18 protein-coding genes and 1 pseudogene are annotated in these 19,208 nt (G+C 63.5%); 4 read left to right on the top strand and 15 right to left on the bottom strand.

Annotation, left to right across the window (positions count from 1 at the left end):
* Window positions 1–574 precede the first annotated feature (574 nt).
* On the bottom strand, window positions 575–1,216 hold the full coding sequence (locus LRA98_RS11655; protein WP_238634066.1) for a vitamin K epoxide reductase family protein: 642 nt from the start codon (window positions 1,214–1,216) through the stop codon (window positions 575–577).
* Between the two features lie 365 nt (window positions 1,217–1,581).
* Here LRA98_RS11655 and LRA98_RS11650 point away from each other — a divergent pair, with 365 nt between their 5' ends.
* Both LRA98_RS11650 and LRA98_RS11645 read left to right on the top strand, forming a co-directional pair.
* Window positions 1,582–1,815: a FitA-like ribbon-helix-helix domain-containing protein gene (locus LRA98_RS11650; protein ID WP_238634067.1), complete on the top strand. Its 234-nt coding sequence runs from the start codon at window positions 1,582–1,584 to the stop codon at window positions 1,813–1,815.
* 2 nt (window positions 1,816–1,817) lie between these two features.
* The gene (locus LRA98_RS11645) at window positions 1,818–2,243 is read left to right on the top strand and encodes a type II toxin-antitoxin system VapC family toxin (RefSeq protein WP_238634068.1); all 426 of its coding nucleotides are present in this window, start codon (window positions 1,818–1,820) and stop codon (window positions 2,241–2,243) included.
* A 17-nt stretch (window positions 2,244–2,260) separates the two neighbouring features.
* Here LRA98_RS11645 and LRA98_RS11640 read toward each other — a convergent pair whose 3' ends face one another.
* From LRA98_RS11640 to LRA98_RS11605, 8 genes and pseudogenes are all read right to left on the bottom strand, one after another.
* A complete protein-coding gene (locus tag LRA98_RS11640) occupies window positions 2,261–3,496 on the bottom strand; it encodes a DUF3322 domain-containing protein (RefSeq protein ID WP_238634069.1) in 1,236 nt (411 codons plus the stop codon).
* Window positions 3,493–6,942, bottom strand: coding sequence for an ATP-binding protein (locus LRA98_RS11635; RefSeq protein ID WP_238634070.1), 3,450 nt, complete (start codon window positions 6,940–6,942; stop codon window positions 3,493–3,495). The genes LRA98_RS11640 and LRA98_RS11635 overlap by 4 nt, the downstream gene beginning before the upstream one ends.
* Before the next feature lie 8 nt (window positions 6,943–6,950).
* Window positions 6,951–7,757 (bottom strand): DUF4194 domain-containing protein, encoded by an 807-nt coding sequence (locus LRA98_RS11630; protein ID WP_238634071.1) that lies wholly within the window; start codon window positions 7,755–7,757, stop codon window positions 6,951–6,953.
* Window positions 7,754–9,238, bottom strand: a complete 1,485-nt coding sequence (locus LRA98_RS11625; protein ID WP_238634072.1) for a DUF3375 domain-containing protein — start codon at window positions 9,236–9,238, stop codon at window positions 7,754–7,756. The genes LRA98_RS11630 and LRA98_RS11625 overlap by 4 nt, the downstream gene beginning before the upstream one ends.
* A 191-nt stretch (window positions 9,239–9,429) precedes the next feature.
* A pseudogene (locus tag LRA98_RS11620) lies at window positions 9,430–9,789 on the bottom strand (Rpn family recombination-promoting nuclease/putative transposase); the annotation flags it as partial.
* Entirely contained in the window at window positions 9,790–10,176 is a 387-nt protein-coding gene (locus tag LRA98_RS11615; protein ID WP_238634073.1) for a type II toxin-antitoxin system VapC family toxin, read from the bottom strand. It lies immediately after the preceding pseudogene.
* A complete protein-coding gene (locus LRA98_RS11610; RefSeq protein WP_238634074.1) occupies window positions 10,160–10,426 on the bottom strand; it encodes a type II toxin-antitoxin system Phd/YefM family antitoxin in 267 nt (88 codons plus the stop codon). The genes LRA98_RS11615 and LRA98_RS11610 overlap by 17 nt, the downstream gene beginning before the upstream one ends.
* A gap of 45 nt (window positions 10,427–10,471) precedes the next feature.
* Window positions 10,472–11,221, bottom strand: a complete 750-nt coding sequence (locus LRA98_RS11605) for an ATP-binding protein (RefSeq protein WP_238634075.1) — start codon at window positions 11,219–11,221, stop codon at window positions 10,472–10,474.
* A 205-nt stretch (window positions 11,222–11,426) separates the two neighbouring features.
* On the opposite strand from LRA98_RS11605, the gene LRA98_RS11600 reads away from it, so the two are divergent.
* Together LRA98_RS11600 and tnpB are read left to right on the top strand one after the other, a co-directional pair.
* Window positions 11,427–11,585, top strand: coding sequence for a hypothetical protein (locus LRA98_RS11600; protein WP_443134951.1), 159 nt, complete (start codon window positions 11,427–11,429; stop codon window positions 11,583–11,585).
* Window positions 11,582–11,944, top strand: a complete 363-nt coding sequence (gene tnpB, locus LRA98_RS11595; protein ID WP_338018558.1) for an IS66 family insertion sequence element accessory protein TnpB — start codon at window positions 11,582–11,584, stop codon at window positions 11,942–11,944. Before LRA98_RS11600 ends, tnpB begins: the two co-directional genes overlap by 4 nt.
* Before the next feature lie 210 nt (window positions 11,945–12,154).
* Here tnpB and LRA98_RS11590 read toward each other — a convergent pair whose 3' ends face one another.
* The 6 genes from LRA98_RS11590 to LRA98_RS11570 all read right to left on the bottom strand — a co-directional run bounded on the left by LRA98_RS11590 (window position 12,155) and on the right by LRA98_RS11570 (window position 19,065).
* Window positions 12,155–13,006: a glycosyltransferase gene (locus LRA98_RS11590; protein WP_238634077.1), complete on the bottom strand. Its 852-nt coding sequence runs from the start codon at window positions 13,004–13,006 to the stop codon at window positions 12,155–12,157.
* A 154-nt stretch (window positions 13,007–13,160) separates the two neighbouring features.
* Window positions 13,161–14,447: a glycosyl transferase gene (locus tag LRA98_RS11585; RefSeq protein WP_238634078.1), complete on the bottom strand. Its 1,287-nt coding sequence runs from the start codon at window positions 14,445–14,447 to the stop codon at window positions 13,161–13,163.
* Window positions 14,444–15,553 (bottom strand): glycosyltransferase, encoded by a 1,110-nt coding sequence (locus LRA98_RS13230; protein ID WP_443134950.1) that lies wholly within the window; start codon window positions 15,551–15,553, stop codon window positions 14,444–14,446. The genes LRA98_RS11585 and LRA98_RS13230 overlap by 4 nt, the downstream gene beginning before the upstream one ends.
* Before the next feature lie 76 nt (window positions 15,554–15,629).
* Window positions 15,630–16,391, bottom strand: a complete 762-nt coding sequence (locus tag LRA98_RS11580) for a class I SAM-dependent methyltransferase (RefSeq protein WP_338018557.1) — start codon at window positions 16,389–16,391, stop codon at window positions 15,630–15,632.
* A 285-nt stretch (window positions 16,392–16,676) separates the two neighbouring features.
* Window positions 16,677–17,702, bottom strand: coding sequence for an EpsG family protein (locus LRA98_RS11575; protein ID WP_238634080.1), 1,026 nt, complete (start codon window positions 17,700–17,702; stop codon window positions 16,677–16,679).
* A 259-nt stretch (window positions 17,703–17,961) separates the two neighbouring features.
* Window positions 17,962–19,065: a glycosyltransferase gene (locus LRA98_RS11570; protein ID WP_238634081.1), complete on the bottom strand. Its 1,104-nt coding sequence runs from the start codon at window positions 19,063–19,065 to the stop codon at window positions 17,962–17,964.
* Window positions 19,066–19,208 lie beyond the last annotated feature (143 nt).

Here is a 19,208-nt window from a genome sequence, read left to right as displayed (position 1 = left end):
GACGATCCGCGAAGGGACCCCCCTGGGCTAACGCCCCGGAGATGACGGTAGTGGTAGACCTGATTAGTCGGTTCCTAACAGCGGCGCCCCAACGCGTTGCCGGTGGTGGCGGCGACTCTAGCTTGACGGCTAGGGGGGTTAACCACCTAGTAACAGAGCTGGAGATGCCTTGGCGAAGATACCCCGGGATGCCAGGCACGCTACCGCCCTGACGGTCACGCCATGTGCTGCGACCCGCCTAGCGTCGAACTCCGGTGTAACCCGTTATCCAACCACGGAGCGGGAAGAAGGGCAAGGGCAAACGGCGTGGAGTGCGGGTTCGGTGCGGGTGTGGGAGAGGGGCCTAGGAAGGCATTGAACAGCAACGTTGTGGATTACGCTGACGAGCACTCAAATGTGAACACTTCGGCCTATCCGCAGCACCCCCCGCTGCAGCGCAAAGCCCGGCCCGTCAGGGGGCTGCGAAGGCCGGCGGCCTCGCCAGAGGCATCGCGGGCCCGCATCGAGCGCGCCGGCTGCGGCGCGGGCATGCCAAGACGGGGCAAGCTCGTAGCGCCGCCAGTTCGCCTTCCGCCTATGTTCCCGGTACGGGGGCGAATGTGGCCGCCCAGGTCACGAACAACGTCGCGCCCGCGAACGCCGCCGCATAGGACGCGCGCGCGAGGGTTTCGCTATTTTGGGCAAGCCGGGCGAGCTCATACAGAACTTCGCCGGTATCGGGTGTCTGGATGCGGCGCAGCACGCGCAGCTCAAGGGCGAACAGCACCACTGTGGCCCCAGCCGAAACCATGCAGAACGGGCAGATTTCGCCGATCGGGACGAGCTGGAGCCAGACGAAATAGGCCGAGGCCAGCACGCCGGAGGCTGTTACGGGCGTGAGCGCCTTGATGATCGCCGGGTGCCGGGTCTCAAACCACCACGCCGCCATCGCGATCGTCGCGAGGTAATAAACGGCGCCGAGCGTTGCCAGCGGTATGCCGGCGACATACCCCCAGTCGCTCGTGATCACCTCAAGGCTGCCGGCGAGGTCGGCGCCCTCGGGGATCTGCGGCAACGCCCAGAAGTGTATGACGCTCAGGAAAGCGCTGACCAACCAGCCGAGCACGGCGACGCCGACGAACCACCGCATCAGCGAGACGGCGCGGGCGTCCCCACGGTCCAGGGTGCTGCGTTCATCTTCAACCATGATCACCTCTTTGCCATGGCTTGTGTTCATGCATGATTCAATATATAAGCAGAGGTGCATGCAAATCAAGCCCAGCCGGCGCATACTCGGTGGGAGGCGCAAGGCGAGACAGATCCCTCGGTTCTCGTGGGGCAGGAGGAGTTACGCGCCCAGATTCGAGCCCGCGATGTCTGAGTAGATCAGCCGCGGTCCGGCGGCCTCCTCGCCAGCGAACTCGCACCAGCGCTCTGGCGTGGAGCGCGTTACGGCTCATCTGCAGCAGCCCCGAAAAGGTCTCGTGGTGGATCGCCTCATCGAGCTGGTACGGGATGTCGCCGAAGCGCTGCATGATTAGGTTACCGTCTCTAAAGTGCTATCATGTGCTAGCACTTGAGGGGTTCGCGAGGAGACAGGCTATGAGCAGCATCAGCGTCCGCCGCTTGGATAAAGAGACGATCGAGCGCTTGCGCGCCCAAGCAGACCGGCATGGCATATCCATGGAGGAGGAGGCGCGGCGCATCCTGCGGTCGGCGGTCTCGGAGCCGGAGCGCCTGGGCGATCTCGCTCAGGCTACGTTCGGCCCGAAGTATGGCGTAGAACTTGAACTCCCAGGCCATGACCCGCACGAGCCATGTGCGCCGGAACGATGATCGTGCTTGACACGAATGTCGTCTCTGAGATGATGCGCCCGCGGCCGGATGCGGCGGTGATCGAGTGGCTGAATGGCACGGGTAGCGGCTCGTTGTACCTGTGCACGATTACCATCGCCGAGATCGAGTACGGCCTTTGCGCCATGCCTGATGGGCAACGCCGCGAAGACCTGCGTGAGCGCTTCGACACCTTCATCCATACGGCGTTCGCACAGCGCATACTGGGTTTCGATCAACGGGCCGCTCGCCACTACGGGCGCATCATGGCGACGCGGCGGCGGGAGGGCCGGCCACTGTCGGCCCCGGATGGGCAGATCGCTGCCGTGGCCCGCAGCCGCGGTCTGGCGGTTGCCACCCGCAACGAGCCGGATTTCGCGGGAATCGGCGTAGAGATCCTCAATCCTTGGCGGCTGGATAGCTCTCCCTAAGAAAGACCTCGCTCAGTTCATGACAGTGTGGCCTGGTTATCCCCCCGGATCCGCTCTTCCGCCCACCCCATACCGATGCGCTCCTGCTCCAGCCGCAGGGGGCCGGCCTCCGCGTCTCCGGCCTGCAACTCGGCGAGGGTGGCCGCCTCCTCGTGGGTGAGCCGCTCCGGGGGCGCGGCACTGGCGGCGCCGCGCGGGTCGGGGACGCACAGGTGCCGGTGGGCCGCCAGGGTCGCACGGTCCATAAGCAGCGAGCGAGCGTGCGGCCAGACGCCCCGAAGCCGGTCGAGGATGGCGAAGCCATCGCGGTCCAGGTCCCCCCAGTAGGCGATGGGTACGCGCTCCAGCCAGGGCACCGCGCCGAGGGCATCGACCGCGTAGCCGAGACCCAAGATCGCGGCCGTGCCCGGCACCGGTGGTAGCGCCAGGCCGGTAGCCTGGTTCTCGGTGATCAGCAGTTGGCGCAGCGGCGGCGTATCGGCGGCCAGGTCCAGACGGGCGAGCTCCTCGACGGGTACGGCGAGATCGGTCAGACCGCGGATGGCCAGCTCCGGGTCGAGCAGCCGCAGCCGTATCCGCGTCGGCGCCTGCCGGAGGCCGTAGCGGGCCTCGAAGCCGCGGGCCCCGGTGTGGCGGGTATCCACCGCCTCGGCGGGCAGCACAAGGTCGAGCAGTTCACCGAGGAGCCGGCGCCGAGACTCGATGAACTTGGTATCAACGCCGGGGATGTCGAGCTGGCGCAGGTAGATCTCGGGGCGAGGGTGGTCGCGGAACCAGGCGCAGACGGCGAGCAGCTTTGGCCAGTCCTCCGCGTGCTCCAGAGCAGTCAGCGGCCGCCGGGCGAGCCACGGCAGCAGTTCCGCGGCCTGCTCTGCGGTGGCGCTCGCGACGGCATCGAAGGCGGCCGCCTCGCGGCGTCGCCCCAGAATTTTGAGGGCGTCCTCCGCGCAGGGCACCACCGCCGCGGTGGGCAGCTCCTGCCGGCCGTGAACGCGGTTGCGCTGCGCCTGCCAGCGCAGGTCGTAGCCAAAGCCCCGGCCCTCGCGGCTGCCGCGGCGCAGGCCGTCGGCCCAGTCGGCCACGGCGCCGAGGTCCTCGTTGATCTCATGGGTCCGCGGGCGCGTAAGGCTGACCTCCACCGGGAAGGGCTCTGGGGCCTCGGCCGTGGGCACGCGGGCGGCGAGCAGCGTGCCGCGGGACCAGAGCCGCTCCAGTCGCTCACGGACGGCCTCCGGCGTACTCCAGCGCCTCAAGCGGTGCCCTCATCCGCCGCCCGCGCCCGCGCCGCCGGGGTCTCGCTCCGGCCCCCGTGTGCACCGTCCACCTCCCGGCCGGCCCCGGGGTCGGCCTGCTCCGCCCGGTACTCGTCGATGGGGATGTGGCGCAGCTTGGAGTGCGCCCCGTCCGGGGCGCTGACCAGGCCGACGCTGGCGACGTAGGGCTCGATGATGTGGATCTTCTGCAGCGGCGTGACCACCAATAGCTGCAGCCCCAGGCGCTGGAACAGCTCCAGGCCGAAGCGGGCGGACTCGTCCGAGCCGCGGCCGAAGGCCTCGTCGATGAGCACGAATCGGAACGAGCGCGAGCGCTGCCGCTCCCAGTCGAGCCCGAACTGGTAGGCCAGGCTGGCGGCGAGCACGGTGTAGGCCAGCTTCTCCTTCTGCCCGCCGGACTTGCCCCCGGAGTCGGTGTAGTGCTCGTAGGGGGCGTCGTCCTCGCGCCAGCGCTCCTCCGCCGAGAAGGTGAACCAGTTGCGCACATCGGTGACCTTGCGCCGCCAGCGTCGGTCCGCCTCGGCGGTGCCCTCGCGGCCGCGCAGGCGCTCGATGATGGCACGGATGCGGGCGAAGCGCGCCTCCGACTCCGCCTCGGAGGCCTCGCCGTCGTCGTCCACCCAGCCCTCGACGCAGGAGCGCAGGTCGTTCTGGAAGTCGCGGATCTCGGCATCCTGAGTCGGGTCGGCAAGGAGCTCGATGTAGCGCCCCGGGTTGAAGTCGATGCCGTGCAGCGAGCGGTTGATGGTGCTGATGCGCTCGCGGATGGACTGGCGCTGCCGGTGCAGGTGCGCCTGGAAGTTTGCGATCTCGCGCAGGGTGTTCTCGTTGAGCAGTTCCCGGAAGCGGCGCTCGAAGCGGGGGAGGTCGTCGCTCTTGAGGCCGTCGAGCAGCGCCGCGTACTCGCCGTAGGCCTCGACCCGGGCGTCCATCTCCTGCGCTTCCAGCGGCCACTGGTGGCGGAAGTCGGCCATCGCGCTGACCACCTTGTCCGCCAGGCGCCGCAGGTTGCGCTCCACGTTGTCGATGTGCCGGCTCACCCAGCCGCGCACGGCGCTCTGGGCGTTGGCCAAGCTCTCCACGGTCAGCGACTGCTCCGCCAGCGCCTCCTCGCGGATGCCGTCGAGCAGCGGGAAGGCCTCGCTGCGCTGCGTCTCGGTGGCCGCCTGGTGGCGCTCGCGGGCGCTGGCCAGTGCCTCGGCGGTGCGCTCGCTGCGATCGGCCAGCCGGCTGCGCTCGTCGCGCTCCTTGAGCAGCAGCTGCTCGAGCTCTTTGATGCGGGCCTCGACGCCGTCGCGCTGCTCCTGGAGCGTGCGCAGCCGATCGGAACTGGCCTGGATGCGCTCGCGCTCCGCCTCCAGGCGCTGGATCTCGGCCTCCACGCTGTGCCAGTCCAGCTCCTGGAAGTCGGCGTAGACCTCGATCTTGTCCAGCGCCCGGATCTGCTCCTGCCAGCTGCGCAGCTCCTGCTCCAGGCGGCTCATCCGGTCCGCCAGCTCTTGCATGCGCGTCTGGTAATCCGCCGCCTGCCGCTCCAGGGCCGCGATCTTGGCCTCGTTGGACCAGCCGAGGATGAAGCGCGAGCGGTCGTCGATGCCGTGGCGGTCGTCCTTCTCGTGGCGGTAGCCGCCGCTCTTGATCTGACCGGCGCGCGTCACCGCCCGCTGCTCGCGGCGCAAGGTGTCCAGATCGTCGCAGCAGGCATAGTCGAAGCGCTCGGCGAGTTCGGCCTCCAGCCAGGTGTAGAAGCCCGAGTCCGGCCGGATGGCCAGGGCCCGCACCAGGGAGTGCGGGTGGAGCTCCGGCGACCGCTGCTGGCGCTCCCGCACCCGGTAGTAGACCAGCCGGCCGCGCAGGTGGGTGCGGTCCACCCACTCGGCAACGCGCGGGTAGTCCCGGTCCGGCACCAGCAGCGAAAGACCGAAGTTGTGCAGCAGCCGCTCGGCGGCCCCCTCCCAGTCGCGCGCCTCCTCGTGGACCTGGATGAGCTCGCCGGCGAAGGGCAGCTCGTCCGGGTCCAGGCCGGTCTCCTTGCACAGGTGCTGGCGCAGTTCCAGCATCCGGGCGGGGATGTTGGAGCGCCGGGCGCGCAGGGACTCCAGCTCCTGCTCGAGCTCCTGGTGGCGGCTGCGCAGCTCGCGGAAGCTGACCTCCAGCTCGGTGCGCTCGTTCTGGCGCTCGCTCAGCCGCGCCTCGGCGTCCTCGCGTAGCCCGGCAAGGCGCTGCTGGTTGGCAAGGAAGGTATCGGTCTCGTCGGCTCGGGAGAGGCCGAGGTGCTCGGCGAGGGCGTTGTAGGCGTCGGCATTGCGCCGGCGCCGCTCCGCCTCGCGCTGGTGCTCGCCGATCTGCTGCGCCAGGGCCTCCAGGCGGTCGCCGCCCTGCTCGGCGATGGCCCGCTGGAGCTCCTCGCGCTGGCTGCGCTGGCCGGTGAGGTCTTCGTCGAGGCGGCGGATGCGTTCGTCGTAGCGCCGGATGCGCTCATCCAGCCTCTGCCGGCGCTCCTCGAGCAGCCGCGCCTCGATGCCGGCGAACCAAGGCTCCAGGGCCTCGCGCGCCGCGCGCCAGGAGGCGGCCTCCGCGCTGAGGCGATGGTGCTCGTGGGCATCGGCGATGAGCGGCTCCAGGGCCTCGATCTGGGCCCGGGCGCGGATCACCGCCTCGTGGGCGCGGCTGAGATCGTCGAAATGGTGGATGAGGGCGTCGATGCGCTCGTCCACCGGCTCCGGCTCGAGCATGTGGCTGCGCACGAAGTCGGTCAGATTGCCCACCGACTTCATGGACACCGTCTGGCTGAACAGCTCCAGCGCCTGCTCGCCCTCGATGCCGAAGCGCCGGCGGAAGGCGGCCCCGTAGAGCGGGAAGGTGTCGTGCACCTCGATATCCGGCGCCTCGCGCAGGCGCTTGCGCAGGTTCTTGATGTCGTGGCCGAAGTCGGAGAAGTCCCGGGCGATGGTCAGGTCCCGGTCGGCGATCACGTGCATGCGCTCCGGTTGCCCCGAGCCCGAGAGCCAGAAGACCTGGGCCAGGGTTACGCCGTGCCCGTAGCCCTCATTGAAAAAGTAACCGAGGATGACCGAGAAGCTGTGCTCGTCGCGCAGGGACACCGGGCGGGCGCTGCCGCCGGTCTCCTCGCGCTCGGCCTTGTAGTGGCCGAGCACGTAGGAACGCAGGGAGCGCTCACGGCCCTCGGCACCGGCGGCCTTGTTGTAGGTGATGCGGTGGGCGGGTACCAGCAGCGTCGTGAGCGCGTCCACCAGCGTCGACTTGCCGGAGCCGTTGTCGCCGGTGAGCAGGGCGCTCTCGCCGCCCGGGGCCATGGACCAGACGCGGCCGTCGAAGGTGCCCCAGTTGTAGAGCTCCGCGCGATGCAGCCGGAAGCCGGTGCGCTCGGAAACGGGGGCCAGGTCAAGCTCTTGCAGCTTCATGGGTGGCGTCACCTCGATGCGGGCCAGCGCTCAGGCTCGGGGCTGGTCTCGGCCGGCGCGCCGGGGCTGTCGCCGCGGTCTGGGCCGAAGGTGTTGCCGTCGCCGGCGCCGCCCGAGGCCAGCTCCGAGGGGTCGCGCCCCTCGGCGTGGGCCCGGTAGGCGCGCAGGCGCTCCTCGAACTCGCCGAGCCACTGGGCATCCACGAAGGCCTTGAGGATGCGCTGCACCTCGTAGCGCTCTTCGTCGCCGCGCAGCCGGCGCAGGAAGCCGAGTTCCACGACGCGCCGGATATGGCTGTCCATGCGGTCGAGCAGGCGCGCCTCGTTGGCCGTATCGCGCAGGAAGACGCGCATCAGGTCCACGATCTGCTCCCGCGTCAGGATCAGCCGTGTGTCCCCGCCGCCGGCGTCGTGCTCAGCGAGTTTTTTGCGCAGCAGCGCGAGCAGGAGGCTGACCGGGTAGCTCAGCTGGCGACGCGGCACCAGCCGGGGCAGCAGGCTGTCGTCGTCCTCGTCGCGCGGGCGCTGGCGCAGGTAGGCGTAGCCCTCACCCTCGTCGAGCACCAGCTCCAGGCCGAGGACGCCGACGTAGTCCCGCACCCGGGCCTGAAGGTCAAGCAGGTGCTGCCACCGCTGCGGGGCGCTGTCGCGATGCAGCACCCCCCGCAAGAGGTGGACGAGCAGCTGGGAGAGGCGCTCGTCGCCGGGAGTCGTGCCCCAGGCGCCGACGGAACCGGACGCGGCAGGGGCGTGCCCCTCCAGCGGCTGGGCCGTGTGCGGGCGGGTGGCGGTGTCGGGGTCGTCGTGCTCGGTCATTGGGCTCCTGCGGTTGGGTCGCTGGGGCTGCTGCGGAGGAAGGTGACGGCGGGGACGTGGGCGCAGCGCTGTCGGCCTGTCTCCGGCTCCGTCCAGGTCACCGCCTCGGTGCGAGTCTCGTCCACCACCGCGCGCGCCTCGTCGGTGGCGATGGCGAGGTAGGTGACCAGCTCCGCCAGGCCCTGCTCCAGCGGATGCTCGGCGAGGAGTTCGCCGAGCGCCACGCGCCGACGCTCCTGCAGGGCGCGGCGGATGCGCCGACGCAGCCGGTCGCGATCCACGTAAGTCTGCTCGAAGAGCTCGGAGGCGTCCACGTCGGAGCCGTCGGCGGCGACCACCTGGTCGGCGAGCTGCGGCCGGAACGGCGGCGTGAACAGCGGCCGTTCCATGGGCAGCTCCACCCGCGGCGAGGCCTCGTCGAGCTCGATGAGCGCCTCCCGGGGCGGCTCGTCGCGCACCGCCACGGCGTGGTGCTCGATCTCCCGGATCAGGTCCATGATCCGGCGGTTCTCCAGCCAGGCCTGGTCGTCGAGGTAGCGCCGCAGCTGATGGGAGAGCTGGGCCACCGTGCGCTGGGTGGTCTCGCCGGCCTCGAGCCAGTCGTAGTGGATGCGGCCGATGCGCGGGTCCGGGTCCAGGGCCTGGACCGTCTCCAGGTGAAGGGCGCGCTCCAGAAGCTCGGTCAGTTCCTCCTGCCGCACTGGGGACATGAGGAAGTCCCAGAAGGCGCGGAAGCTGCGGCCCTGGTCGGAGTCGGCGATGGCGTCCTGCTCGCCGAAGATCTCCTCGAGCAGCTCGCCGCGGCTGCCCTCCCACATGGCGATGCGCTCGCGCACTTGCCGGTCCAGATCGCGGAAGTTCTGCTCCACCTGCCGGAAGTCGGCGAGCAGCCCGCGGGCGGTCTGCTCGGCCTGCAGGAAGCGCTCGCGCTGGCGGACCGGGTCCATGAGCGCCACCTCGCCGGCGCGCAGGCGCTTCATCTCGGCGTCGATCTCGGCGCGCTGGCGCTCAAGCTCCTGCAGCCGAGCCTGGGGGTCGGTCTCGGCGCCATGGATGAGTTCGCGCAGCAGGTCGAAGACGCTGCGCAGACGCGACTCGGTGGCCACGAACTGCCGCCCCCGCTCGAGTTCGGCGACCCAGTGGATGGCCTTCTCGGTCGCCGGCAGCAGGTCGTAGCAGGGCTCGTCGCTGCCGGCGGGGTAGTAGCGGCGCAGCCAGCCGCGCTCGTCGCCCGCCCACTCGGCCAGGTACTCGCGGGCCGGGCGCGGGTAAGGGTCCTCATCCGCGCGATCGCGCAGGGCGTAGAGGTAGTCGTCGAGCTGCGTCTCCAGCTCCGTCTCCGGGATGGCGCGGGCGTTGGGCGCGATGAAGGCCCGGTGTAGGAAGCCGATGACCAGCGGCGCGGTCTCGGCAGCGAGCAGCCGCCAGGCGGGGTGGTTGCGCCTGAGATAGAGGATGTCCGCGTGATCCAGATCGCCCATGCGCGCTCGGCTCCGGCACCGCAGCTATAATCGGCCAGTATCGCGCACCACCCGCGCACCGGGAAAGGAGAGGGTGCCCCCAGAGCCGCGGCGGCTTCGCGCCTGTTCAGCGATTCGAGTCAGAAACTGAAGGCGCGCTTCTTCTACCGGCGCAGCAGCACGCGCTGCACCCAGAGGGCGAACTCGCGACGCAGCCGCCCCTCGTCGGTGAGCTTGCCCTGCGTGATGAGATCCTGATAGAGCAGGCCGACGTAGGTCATCATGCGCACCGCCATGAAGCGGTCGACCTCGCTCTGGAACTCGAGCAGCAGGTAGACGTAGAGCCAGTCCTGGCCCCAGCGCACCCGCCAGATCACGTCGTCGTGCCGGTCGCGGTAGTCCTCGGTGGCGTAGGAGCCGTTTTGCTTCTCCAGCGTGGAGAAGTCGAGCTCGCGGACCCAGTCCTCGCGCACGTACTCGACGAGCAACTCCCGGACCATCTCCGGATGGGAGAAGATCCGCTTGTAGCCGGGATCGTGCTTGGGTTCGAACTCGTCGAGGCCTGGCTCTATCTAGACGGTACGGATAGGCCCCGGATACTGCGCGAGCTGATGATCGCTGGTCAGCAGCGTGTAGCCCTCGACACCGGCCTGCGCGATCAGCATGCGGTCAAAGGGATCCTTATGGAGGTCCGGTAGGCTGCCTACGGCGAGGGCATGGGCGCCACGGATCGCTAACTCCTCGTAGCCGTGTTCCAAGAGCTCGCGCCGGAGCACGGAAGGCTCCACCCGGAAGTCACTACGGTCGAGACCGCGCTTGATGGTGATCTCCCACAGGCTCGCAACGCTGTAGGCGAGCTGATAGTCCGGATCGAGGAGGAGGTCTCGCGCTTGCTGAGGTAGCCGCGGGGAGTCCGCTGCTGCCCAAAGCAGGATGTGGGTATCAAGGAGCAGATGCATCCGGATCCTCTCCCTGGAAGGCGTCGAGGATCGCTTGCCCACCGAGCCGGTCGAAGTCGTCAGGCACCTCGATCTGCCCCTTCAGGAAGCCGATGCGCTCACTGGTTCCAGGCTGCGGTGACTCAAAACGGGATAGGCGCGCGATCGGTTGGCCCGATCGAGCGATGATGACCGACTCCCCCTGGCTGACCTTATCGAGGAGGCGGGAGAGGTGGGTCTTGGCCTCATGGATGTTGACGGTCTCTGTCATGGAGCCCCGCTAGTGTTTACGTTAAGTTTAGTCAGATAGACTAAACTAGGTGCTGCCCAAAGGAAAGAACACGATCCCTCCTCGACGCTGACCCGCGGGCAGTAGCCGATATCCCGGGCCAGGTTGATGTTGTCCGAGCGGATCTTCGGCACGTCGCCCGGCTGCAGGCGACCGCCGCGTTCGATCACGAGATCGACCTCGCGCCCGGACCGATCGCGCCAAAAGTAGAGATTGGAGGGGTGTGACGCCGAGTAGCTGACGGACGTCGCGCTCAAGGTAGGTCTGGACGTAGGAGCCGTACCAGAGGGCGGGCTCCACGGGGCGGTCGTAGATCGGCGGGTAGCCGCCCCGCCCAAGCGCCTCGTTGAGCTGCTCCGGCAGCTGCTGCGCGGCAAGGAGCTCGTCGCGCGCGAACGGCAGGAGTGCCAGCATGCCGACTCGCCCGGCCAGGCTCTGGGTCACGGCCGAGACCATCCCGAACTGCTGTGAGCCGGTCAGGATCCACTCACCGAGCCGGCCGCTCTGGTCGACACGTCCCTGCAGGTAGGAGAACAGCGCCGGGCAGCGCTGGATCTCGTCCAGAACAGCACCCCCCGGAAATTGGGCGAGGAAGCCGCGCGGGTCGTCGGTGGCGAACTCCCGCTGATCCGGGTCCTCCAGGGAGGTGTAGGGACGGTCCGCAAAGAGCGCCCGGACGAGGGTGCTCTTGCCGGATTGGCGGGGCCCGGTGACGGCGACCACCGGGAAGCTGGCAGCCAGCTGCTCGAGCGTGGCCTGGGCGTGCCTCGGAATCATGTGCTGATTGTAAGCGGCACTTACAATCAGCACAAACCATGGCGCGTACAACACCGCGTGCAACGCGGTTAGGCGCGCGGTTCCGAGCCCGCCGTACAGATCTTGCAGTTGTCCTTGCTAGATCCCGTGGTACCACCAATGCCACGCGACGGGCCGCGACACGCCCTCCTTGACGCGGACCTGCGGTAAGCGGACGGAGACCGCCATGACGGCGCAAGAGCACGACCCCGGCTACAAGCGGCTCTTCTCCCAGCCGGAGATGGTCCGGGAGCTGCTCGTCGAGTATGTGCGCGAGGACTGGGTCCGCGAGCTCGACTTCTCCACGCTAGTACGCGTCCGGCCTAACCCGTCTATCGAGGCCTGAGCCGGTATCCCGAGTGGGCCCGACGCGGGGGTTCGGCTCAGCCGGCCGATGCTGGGGAGACGCCGCAGGAGAGCGCCGCGGGCTCGGCTCCGATTCACCTGGCCCTCGAGCCGGTGGACTTCCGCAAGTCCTTCGACGGCCTGTCCGTGGCGGTCGTCGAGGCGCTCGGGCGCGACCCGCTCAGCGGCGAGCTCTTCGTCTTCCGAAATCGCGGCGGCGACAAGCTCAAGGCCCTGTACTGGGATGGCCAGGGCTTCGTGCTGCTCTACAAGCGCCTGGAGCGGGGCCGCTTCGTCTGGCCGTCGCACCTGCCGCGCCAGCCGAGCCGGCACGACTACAAGCCGGAGGATCTGGCCTAGCTTGAGCAGCACTACGGGCCGCTTGAGGAGATCGACCTGGAGGTCACCGAGACCCTCGAGTACCAGCCGGGGCTGAGCTTCGTCGCCTGCATCGCCCACGCCCGACGACGCTTCGAGAAGGTGGCCCGACAACAGAAGAGCTTCGGTCGGGCCCACGGGGTGATGAAGATGATCACGCAGGTCGCAACATTTTTATCATTTCGGCAGTGCTTATTTGTCTCCGCTGTGGTTTGGTGCTGAACCAGCAAATCGCGGATCAATCCTCTGCGAAAACCGATATGCCGCTTCCGCTAAAGGAAGAGGGAGCAGGCTTCGGAGAAATGGATACCAAACCGCTATATGCTGCCATAAGGGTAAACCTAGCGTGCGGCAGCCACGCCAGCCAATTTGCCCCTGGATGAAGCACTCACGGGGGGGCTGGCGTCGAATGTTTTCTTGAGAAAAGCGGTAATATACTACGGGGTCCGCGAGGTTTTCGAACTTTAGTCCGTTATGCAATGCGCGGAACCATAACTCGTAGTCTTGGCCTCTCGGCAAATTCGGGCTGTAGTTTCCTGCCTCTAAAATTTTTTTTCGCCGGAAAGTGACGCTAGGGTGGATAACCGGACATGCCCAGATCTTTTCAGCAATTTCCTTGTGCTTTCTTGGCATTGTCCTAGTTTTCCCGATGTTTCCTTCGTGGTCAATCTCTACTGCGGATCCACCTAGAATGTCAATGCTTGGGTTTTTAATCAGGTGCTCTGCTTGGCGTTCAAGTCGATCCGTGAAAGCAATATCGTCAGCATCAATTCTGGCAACCCATGTGCATCGCGTGTGCTTCAGGCCTTCGGCTAGAGCAGCACCGAGGCCTTTGTTTTTCTCTTGAATTACTTGGCGCAGTGGGATTTTTTTCTTTTGTTCTTCAATGACCTCTCTCTGGGGCGGCGTAAGCGCGCCTGATTCGACCAATATGACCTCATTGGGAGGTAAGGTCTGATGCTTGAGGCTTTCGAGGCATTCATTTAAAAAGGCTGGAGAGTCACCGAAATAAGTAGCAAGTAAAACAGAGATATCTGATTGCATAGAGGGTCGGCTTCTACGGTGCGCAGGGTTCTTATGCGAATCAAACTTTCAAAATGGAGGCAGCGTCACGCTACCGAAGCATCGCATACTGCGCACAGGCATGTATTAAAACCAAGTCTGGGTGCCTACACCTACCGACAAGCGGGAGGAGGTGTCAGGCTGCGGTTTCTCTCGATTGTTCGAGTTGATGGTGTGCTAGGTTCATGCAGTAAAGACGTCGGTGGCCCTCGTGGACCGAGTCCAGGAAAACCGCTTGACCGTCGGCTGAAAAGCGAGGGTGGAGATCACAGCGTTGTGGCCCCGCGTATCGGAAGCCGTGGAAGAAAGCGCCCAAATGCTCAACGCTTCCGGTATCCAGATCGAGTAGGCGCAGGTGCTGTAGGCGCGCCTTATCGGGATACGAGTCGGTGATGACCCAACGACCGTATACGGAGGGGTGACCGTCTCCGTGCTCATCTAGTCTGCGTTCTGACAGAGGTTGCAGATGGCCGGATCGGTCCAGCCAGTAGTAGCCGTCTCTCCCGTCTCGGGCCTGCATGTAGCCGATAAGCCAGTCGGCATCGTACCAGACAAGATGGCTCACCATGCCAGTGTCTACAAGGAGGGTAAGGGCCCCGGTCGCAAGATCCAGCAGCCAGAGGCTGTCGTGCCGCCGTCCGTGCTCGAAAACCCGATAGAGGAAAACACAGCGCTGGCCCGAGGGGTCCAGCATCGGATGGTTGACCTTGTGTTGATCCCCCTTAAGGTCGGACTTTTCCGCAAGCGAGGACAACGAGACGACAAGCTCCGGGGTGGTGCCTTCAAGTGGTACCACCCATAGGCCGTCCTCGTCGTCTGAGGGCATCGGGATCTGGGCATGGTTCGAGCGAGCGAAGTAGCCGTAGTCAGGGCGCAGTTGCGCGAGCCTCTCGAAGTTGATGGAAACCGCAAGCCCAGATTGGGCCGAGGCGTCGTAGACGGGCTTGCTTAAATCACGCAGCCAGCGCCCCTCGTTATTGCGCAGCCGCGCGACGTAGCGTTGCTCGGAAGTGTCGAAGTCGTTGTACAAGAAGGTTTGCGAATCGACCCACTGTAGCCGGGCCCCTTGCTGCCAATTGAAGGCGCGGGTGGGCCATCGGCTCAGCGGGGTGCCTTCGTGATCCGCGAGTACGATGTCGATGGCGGAGGCGCACCAAGGGGGGCGGGCGGTATCCGCGTTGGTCTCGTGCCAGAGCAGACGCCGGCTATCCGGTGACGCCGGACTGTGATCGTAATAACCGAAGAAAGAAGCTGAATCGGGATGTCCCAGGGAGTGAATGGGGTAGTGGCACGAGCGGTGGAACTTGGGCCGGTTCAGCAGGTACGACCAGCGTTGCCAGGCCGCCTTTGCGGCAGCCTTAGCTCGTGGAGCGCTCGTAAGGAGCCGCGCGATGCGACGTTCTAAGACGTTGAATTGCGTCATGACTTGGGCCCTTGCTGAACCAAATCTTCGTAGAGAGCCATGTACTGCTGTGCCGTCGCCCTAGCAGAAAAGTGCTGCTCTGCGGCTTTCCGAGCAGTGTGACGTCGTTCGGGAAGATGAGGATCCGATGCGGCAGTCTGGAGGGCTTCAGCCCAAGCGTCTGTACCTTGCTCTGGCACCAGGCGTACCGCCTCTCCAGCGTACTCTGCGATCTCTCGATGAGCCGGGATGTCGCTCAGTAGTGCCGGGACGCCGCAGGCTAGAGCCTCTAAAACAGCATTCGGGAGGCCCTCACTGCGTGAGGTGCTCACGAACCAAGAAGCGGTTTGGTAGTAAGGAAGAGGGTTGTCGACGGCACCAGTCAAACAAACGCTGGAGTGATCGGCCTCGGAGGCGAGCTGGTGGCTGAGCGGCCCATCCCCGAGGATCGAAAGGTGGGGGGATGATGGCCCGAAAACCTCGCGGGGGAACGCCTGCTGGAAAGCGTCCAGCATTAGGTTCGGTTCTTTGCGAGGGATGAGTGATCCAACCCAAACAAAACCTGGTTGCTCGCTTCGTACCTCTTCGCCAGGCCGGTAATAGTTGGTATCTACGCCGTTGCGAATGGCCTGGGCTGAAATGCCGTACTCTCGAGAGTATAAACGGGCAAGCTCCGAAGAGCACGTTACCGGCTTGTGCAGGCGCCGCAGGGCCCGTAGGTGCCAGAATGCAAGCGCTCTGCCGGGGAGTGCCCCAAAGCGGGAAGGGTAGTCTTGGGCCGGGTCATTGCGAATAGTGGCTAGGTGGCACCATTGCCCAGTCAGGCGCGAGACCCAGCTATCAGGGCGCGCTCCGCTTGTATGAACGATTTGCGGATCGAGTTCTTTGAGGATCCGATAGAGCTTGCGTGGGCCACGACCGAGAGCCGATAGCCTACCCAGATTAAGCGAGTGGACCGTCACGTCAGAGGGAATCTCGGAGCGCACGGACCGATTGCTGCGCTCAGGTGATAAAACGATGAGGCTGGGTGTAAACCGATCACGTTCAAGGTTATGCAGCAGGTGAAGTAACTGTGTGGTGGGGCCGGATGGGGGCAGGCTCGATACAACATATGTGACCGTTATCATAATTTGGCGGCGTCATTCTCTAATTAATACCAGTTATTATATGGAATCTGGTGCTGGTAAAAGGTTTGCCTCGACATCACAGCGGCTCCTTGCAGACAAGGATCTTAGACCATAGGGCGTTGAAGAGCCATGGGCCGCCAGGAACAGCCCTAATCATTTGTGCCGTCTTGCGGAAGTTCATCGATCGCAGCAGTGTGTCAGGGTCCCAAAAAACATTCTGAAAGTATGTAAGCGCTAGGTTGTAAATCTGGGGACTTGTTCGATAATGAGTCTTATGGTGAAGATAGTTGTGTATGGAGTCGACACCGCGGCGACCCCATTCGGTCCGTGGGATGTTTGGTACCGGCATGTGCTTCCAGAAATGAATCCATTTTTTGTTTTGTATTTTTGTCGCTAGAGGAATGTTAACATGAGGCTCAAGTGGCTTGTTGTTGGAAGGGAAATAATGGAAAGAGACGCCCTCCGGTTTGCAAACTCTAGCCACTTCCTGAAAAAAAGAGTCGAGATCTTCGACATGCTCAATAACCTGGTCGCTATACACCAAGTCAGCTTGGTTGTCTTTAAAAGGAAGTTGTTGATTGGCGCCAGATCCTATCTGCCTGACGTACCCTCTTTCAAGGAGTTCGGTCCGAGCTAAGTCAGCTTTGTTCTTGAACTCGACGTCGCAACCGTAGGCGTCATATCCCTCGTTCCTTAGGTCACGGACTGTGGAGCCATCCCCGCATCCGACGTCTAAAATAACAGGTGTACGCCCTTTATAATCGCTAGGTAAGTATTTAGTGACCAGGTTTGCGATAATTTGAGACTTCTGTTTCATGGTGCATCGACCCGTAGTTATGGAGAAGGAGTTACCGAAAAAAGTACTCGGCCTGGTCGTCGGTTAAATTCCAAACGCTGGCAACGATAACTGGCCTCTCTGATACTGTGGTAGAGTCGAGAGGTATGTCTACTGTGCCGACGAGCCGTCTTTACAGGTATCGCTAAATGTAGAGCCAGAATATTGGGAGTTATGAGTGCCTTACCACGATCGAGGCCACTACGGAACTCCCAGATATACGACAGAAGTACGCTGGGGTACGCTGGACCGAAGAGATTTCTTGGACAAAGAGCAATGCGATCGCTTCTAAAGAGAGGTGAGAAGCCAAGTCTTATACCCTTCAGATAGTTGCAAGTAATGGTAATTATAAAGAAAAATAAGTCCGCAGGCGGCGGTGACGATGATCGCCGCATAAAGGCGCGGCCGAAAAGCAGTAAGCAAGTACCCTAGCAGAAAAGCGTCAAAGAACAAGAATGCCGTAGCAAGCCGGGCGCCTAGTTGGTGGAAGTCGAACAAGGCTAGCCGTAACGCACAGCCGATCGTAACTATTGCGATTAGAAAATGTAGAGTCGTGTCGTGAGGAGGTGGTTTTCTGTAAAAGAGCGCAGCAATAAGAAGTACTACCAGAGACTGGTAAAGACCAAGATTTAGCAGTGGGGCGCCTTCAGAGCGGTGACCAAGAATATATGAGTAAAGAAATGGGGGTTCTCCGAGTAGGTGGTATGCGGTCAGTACCACGTATTCACCGACTCCAGAAAAACCAATCGCGGCGCTTGAAAGAAGGATAAGAAGAGAGTGGCGACATACACTTTCATATCTGCGCCAGAAGTAGACGACCACAAAAACTAGTGCGCTAAAGTGTGCTGCGGTCGCAGCTGCGAAAAAAAAGAACGACTTGAGGGTCTTTTGATTGATAAGCAGTAAAGCCGCTACGGCGAGTAACGAGTACGCTAGGCCACTTCTTATTTGCGCCATCGGCAAAAAGAAGAAGTAGTTACTAAAATAAAAAAGGAGCGCGATGAATGGGTAAGGCGTTAACCGGAGCGCTGCATACCCGAGAATCCCGAGCGTCAACGAGGCGAAGGCAAAAAAGACAAACCGCTCGCCGCCCAAGAGGCTGCCCAAATAAGATATGACAAGTGAAAGGGGTTCAATCTTGAACTCGGAAAAATAGAACGTAATGAAATCAGCGGGGGTGGTTATCGCTTGGGGGAGGGTGTCGAAAACGGAAGCATATGTGCCATAATCAAAAATAATGCCATCGCGCATGCCCGCGATCACGGCGAGCATAGCAACGAGATACATGAAAACCACAAAACGCAGCTGCACCACTGCCTGGTTCTCTCTAAATCCTGTGTTGGGGCAGGAGAAAGCTAGCGCAGGTAGGGCAAGCGCTAGGTACAGTAATATGTAAAGCATAGACAATTTCTGCCTGAGGTGTTGGCTGGTTCGATGCAGTGATTCGTTTACGTAATCTCGAATTCTACAGCTTCGCCTTATTTAAGGTATCTAATAACTTCGAGCGCGGGTTGAGAGCTTCAGACAAAAACGTCCTAGAATGAGACTGCTCTTGCAGGCGTTATCGCTGAGGTTAACGGGCGATGCCGAATAGGTCGCGATATTCGCAGGCAATCTTCGGTGCCGCGAACTCCTGAGCGCGTTCCTGCCGTTCAACCTGGGTGGCCCGGGGGCGCGCCAAGGCTTCCGAGATCGAGTCGGCTAAAGCATCCGGATCGTCCGGATTAACTAGATGTCCCAACTCGCCATCTCGCAGGATGGAACGGTTGGCACCGGGGCAATCGGTCGCGACCACCGGAACCCCCGTCCCTAAGGCCTCAAGCAGAACGTTGGGGAAGCCCTCCCATCGAGAGGACAAGACGAAAAGCGATGCGTGCTGAACGACATCCGTCGGGCGTGTCACGAAGCCTGGGAGGTGGACACGGTCAGCGATACCTAAATCAGCGATCTGTCGCTCTAGTGTTGCGCGAAGCTCTCCCTCACCCAAAATGGCTAGGTGTAGGGTGGTGTCGCTGAGCCGAGCGAATGCACTCAGAAGGGTATCAAAACCTTTCTGATAGGTTAGGCTTCCGACCGCGCAAATGAACCGAGTGTTCGAGTGCGGTAAAAAATCAGGTGTTGCGGCGCTGCCTGGGTCAGCCTGGACATTAAGAGCTGGGTTGCCGATGGTCCGGATCTTGTCATCTGCCGAGACGTTGGCGTCGAGGATGTTTGAACGGAGCTCAGGCGATAGCGCGATGACATGAGTCGCATAGGGGTACGTTATCCGCATGAGAAGACGCCTGAGGATCTCCTCCTTCCGCACGACGTTGGCCTCTCGTACGAGCAGCCGACCTGGGCGCCCGGCCAGCCGCCATGCGAGGATCGCGACCACGTTACAGTAGGAGAGCGTCGAGCATAGAGCCTGAGGGCGCTCAGCTCGAAGGTAGCGAGTGAGCGCCGGAAGTGTGCGCCTCATGCGGTTCGTGGCCAGGTTGACGATCCTGACCTCAGGACGAACCTCGTACCAAAAGTCGCCTCCGTCGCGAATGACCACCAGGTGGATAGGGTGGGGGGTCAGATCGACGAGCGTGTTGGCCAATGTGACGAAGACGCGCTGTGCGCCACCACCAAGAAGGCTAGGGACGAAAAGCGCGATCGGGGCGAGGTGTGAGTCGTGGTCGTTAGTACGAGGCAAGTGGCTAGTCCTTATTGTTTCGCCCGGTATGTTCGGTGCTAGGGTTAAGCTCTCAGGCCGATCGGCAGCCCAAAGCCACCACTGGCTGTGAAAGTATGGAGGATTCGTGTGCCGGCTCCGGCCCTATAACCCGGATTATTCAT

Origin of the sequence: Halorhodospira sp. M38, assembly GCF_022227985.1 — a bacterium.
GTDB classification, from domain to species: Bacteria; Pseudomonadota; Gammaproteobacteria; order Nitrococcales; family Halorhodospiraceae; genus Halorhodospira; species Halorhodospira halophila_A.
This window is presented reverse-complemented; position numbering and strand designations above follow the sequence as displayed.

What these genes read in the sequence shown, in the direction of transcription:
- LRA98_RS11655 (WP_238634066.1), bottom strand. Translation starts at nt 1,216, where the DNA reads ATGAACACAAGCCATGGCAAAGAGGTGATCATGGTTGAAGATGAACGC.
- LRA98_RS11650 (WP_238634067.1), top strand. Translation starts at nt 1,582, where the DNA reads ATGAGCAGCATCAGCGTCCGCCGCTTGGATAAAGAGACGATCGAGCGC.
- LRA98_RS11635 (WP_238634070.1), bottom strand. Translation starts at nt 6,942, where the DNA reads ATGAAGCTGCAAGAGCTTGACCTGGCCCCCGTTTCCGAGCGCACCGGC.
- LRA98_RS11630 (WP_238634071.1), bottom strand. Translation starts at nt 7,757, where the DNA reads ATGACCGAGCACGACGACCCCGACACCGCCACCCGCCCGCACACGGCC.
- LRA98_RS11625 (WP_238634072.1), bottom strand. Translation starts at nt 9,238, where the DNA reads ATGGGCGATCTGGATCACGCGGACATCCTCTATCTCAGGCGCAACCAC.
- LRA98_RS11615 (WP_238634073.1), bottom strand. Translation starts at nt 10,176, where the DNA reads ATGCATCTGCTCCTTGATACCCACATCCTGCTTTGGGCAGCAGCGGAC.
- LRA98_RS11610 (WP_238634074.1), bottom strand. Translation starts at nt 10,426, where the DNA reads ATGACAGAGACCGTCAACATCCATGAGGCCAAGACCCACCTCTCCCGC.
- LRA98_RS11605 (WP_238634075.1), bottom strand. Translation starts at nt 11,221, where the DNA reads ATGATTCCGAGGCACGCCCAGGCCACGCTCGAGCAGCTGGCTGCCAGC.
- LRA98_RS11600 (WP_443134951.1), top strand. Translation starts at nt 11,427, where the DNA reads ATGACGGCGCAAGAGCACGACCCCGGCTACAAGCGGCTCTTCTCCCAG.
- LRA98_RS11590 (WP_238634077.1), bottom strand. Translation starts at nt 13,006, where the DNA reads ATGCAATCAGATATCTCTGTTTTACTTGCTACTTATTTCGGTGACTCT.
- LRA98_RS11585 (WP_238634078.1), bottom strand. Translation starts at nt 14,447, where the DNA reads ATGACGCAATTCAACGTCTTAGAACGTCGCATCGCGCGGCTCCTTACG.
- LRA98_RS13230 (WP_443134950.1), bottom strand. Translation starts at nt 15,553, where the DNA reads ATGATAACGGTCACATATGTTGTATCGAGCCTGCCCCCATCCGGCCCC.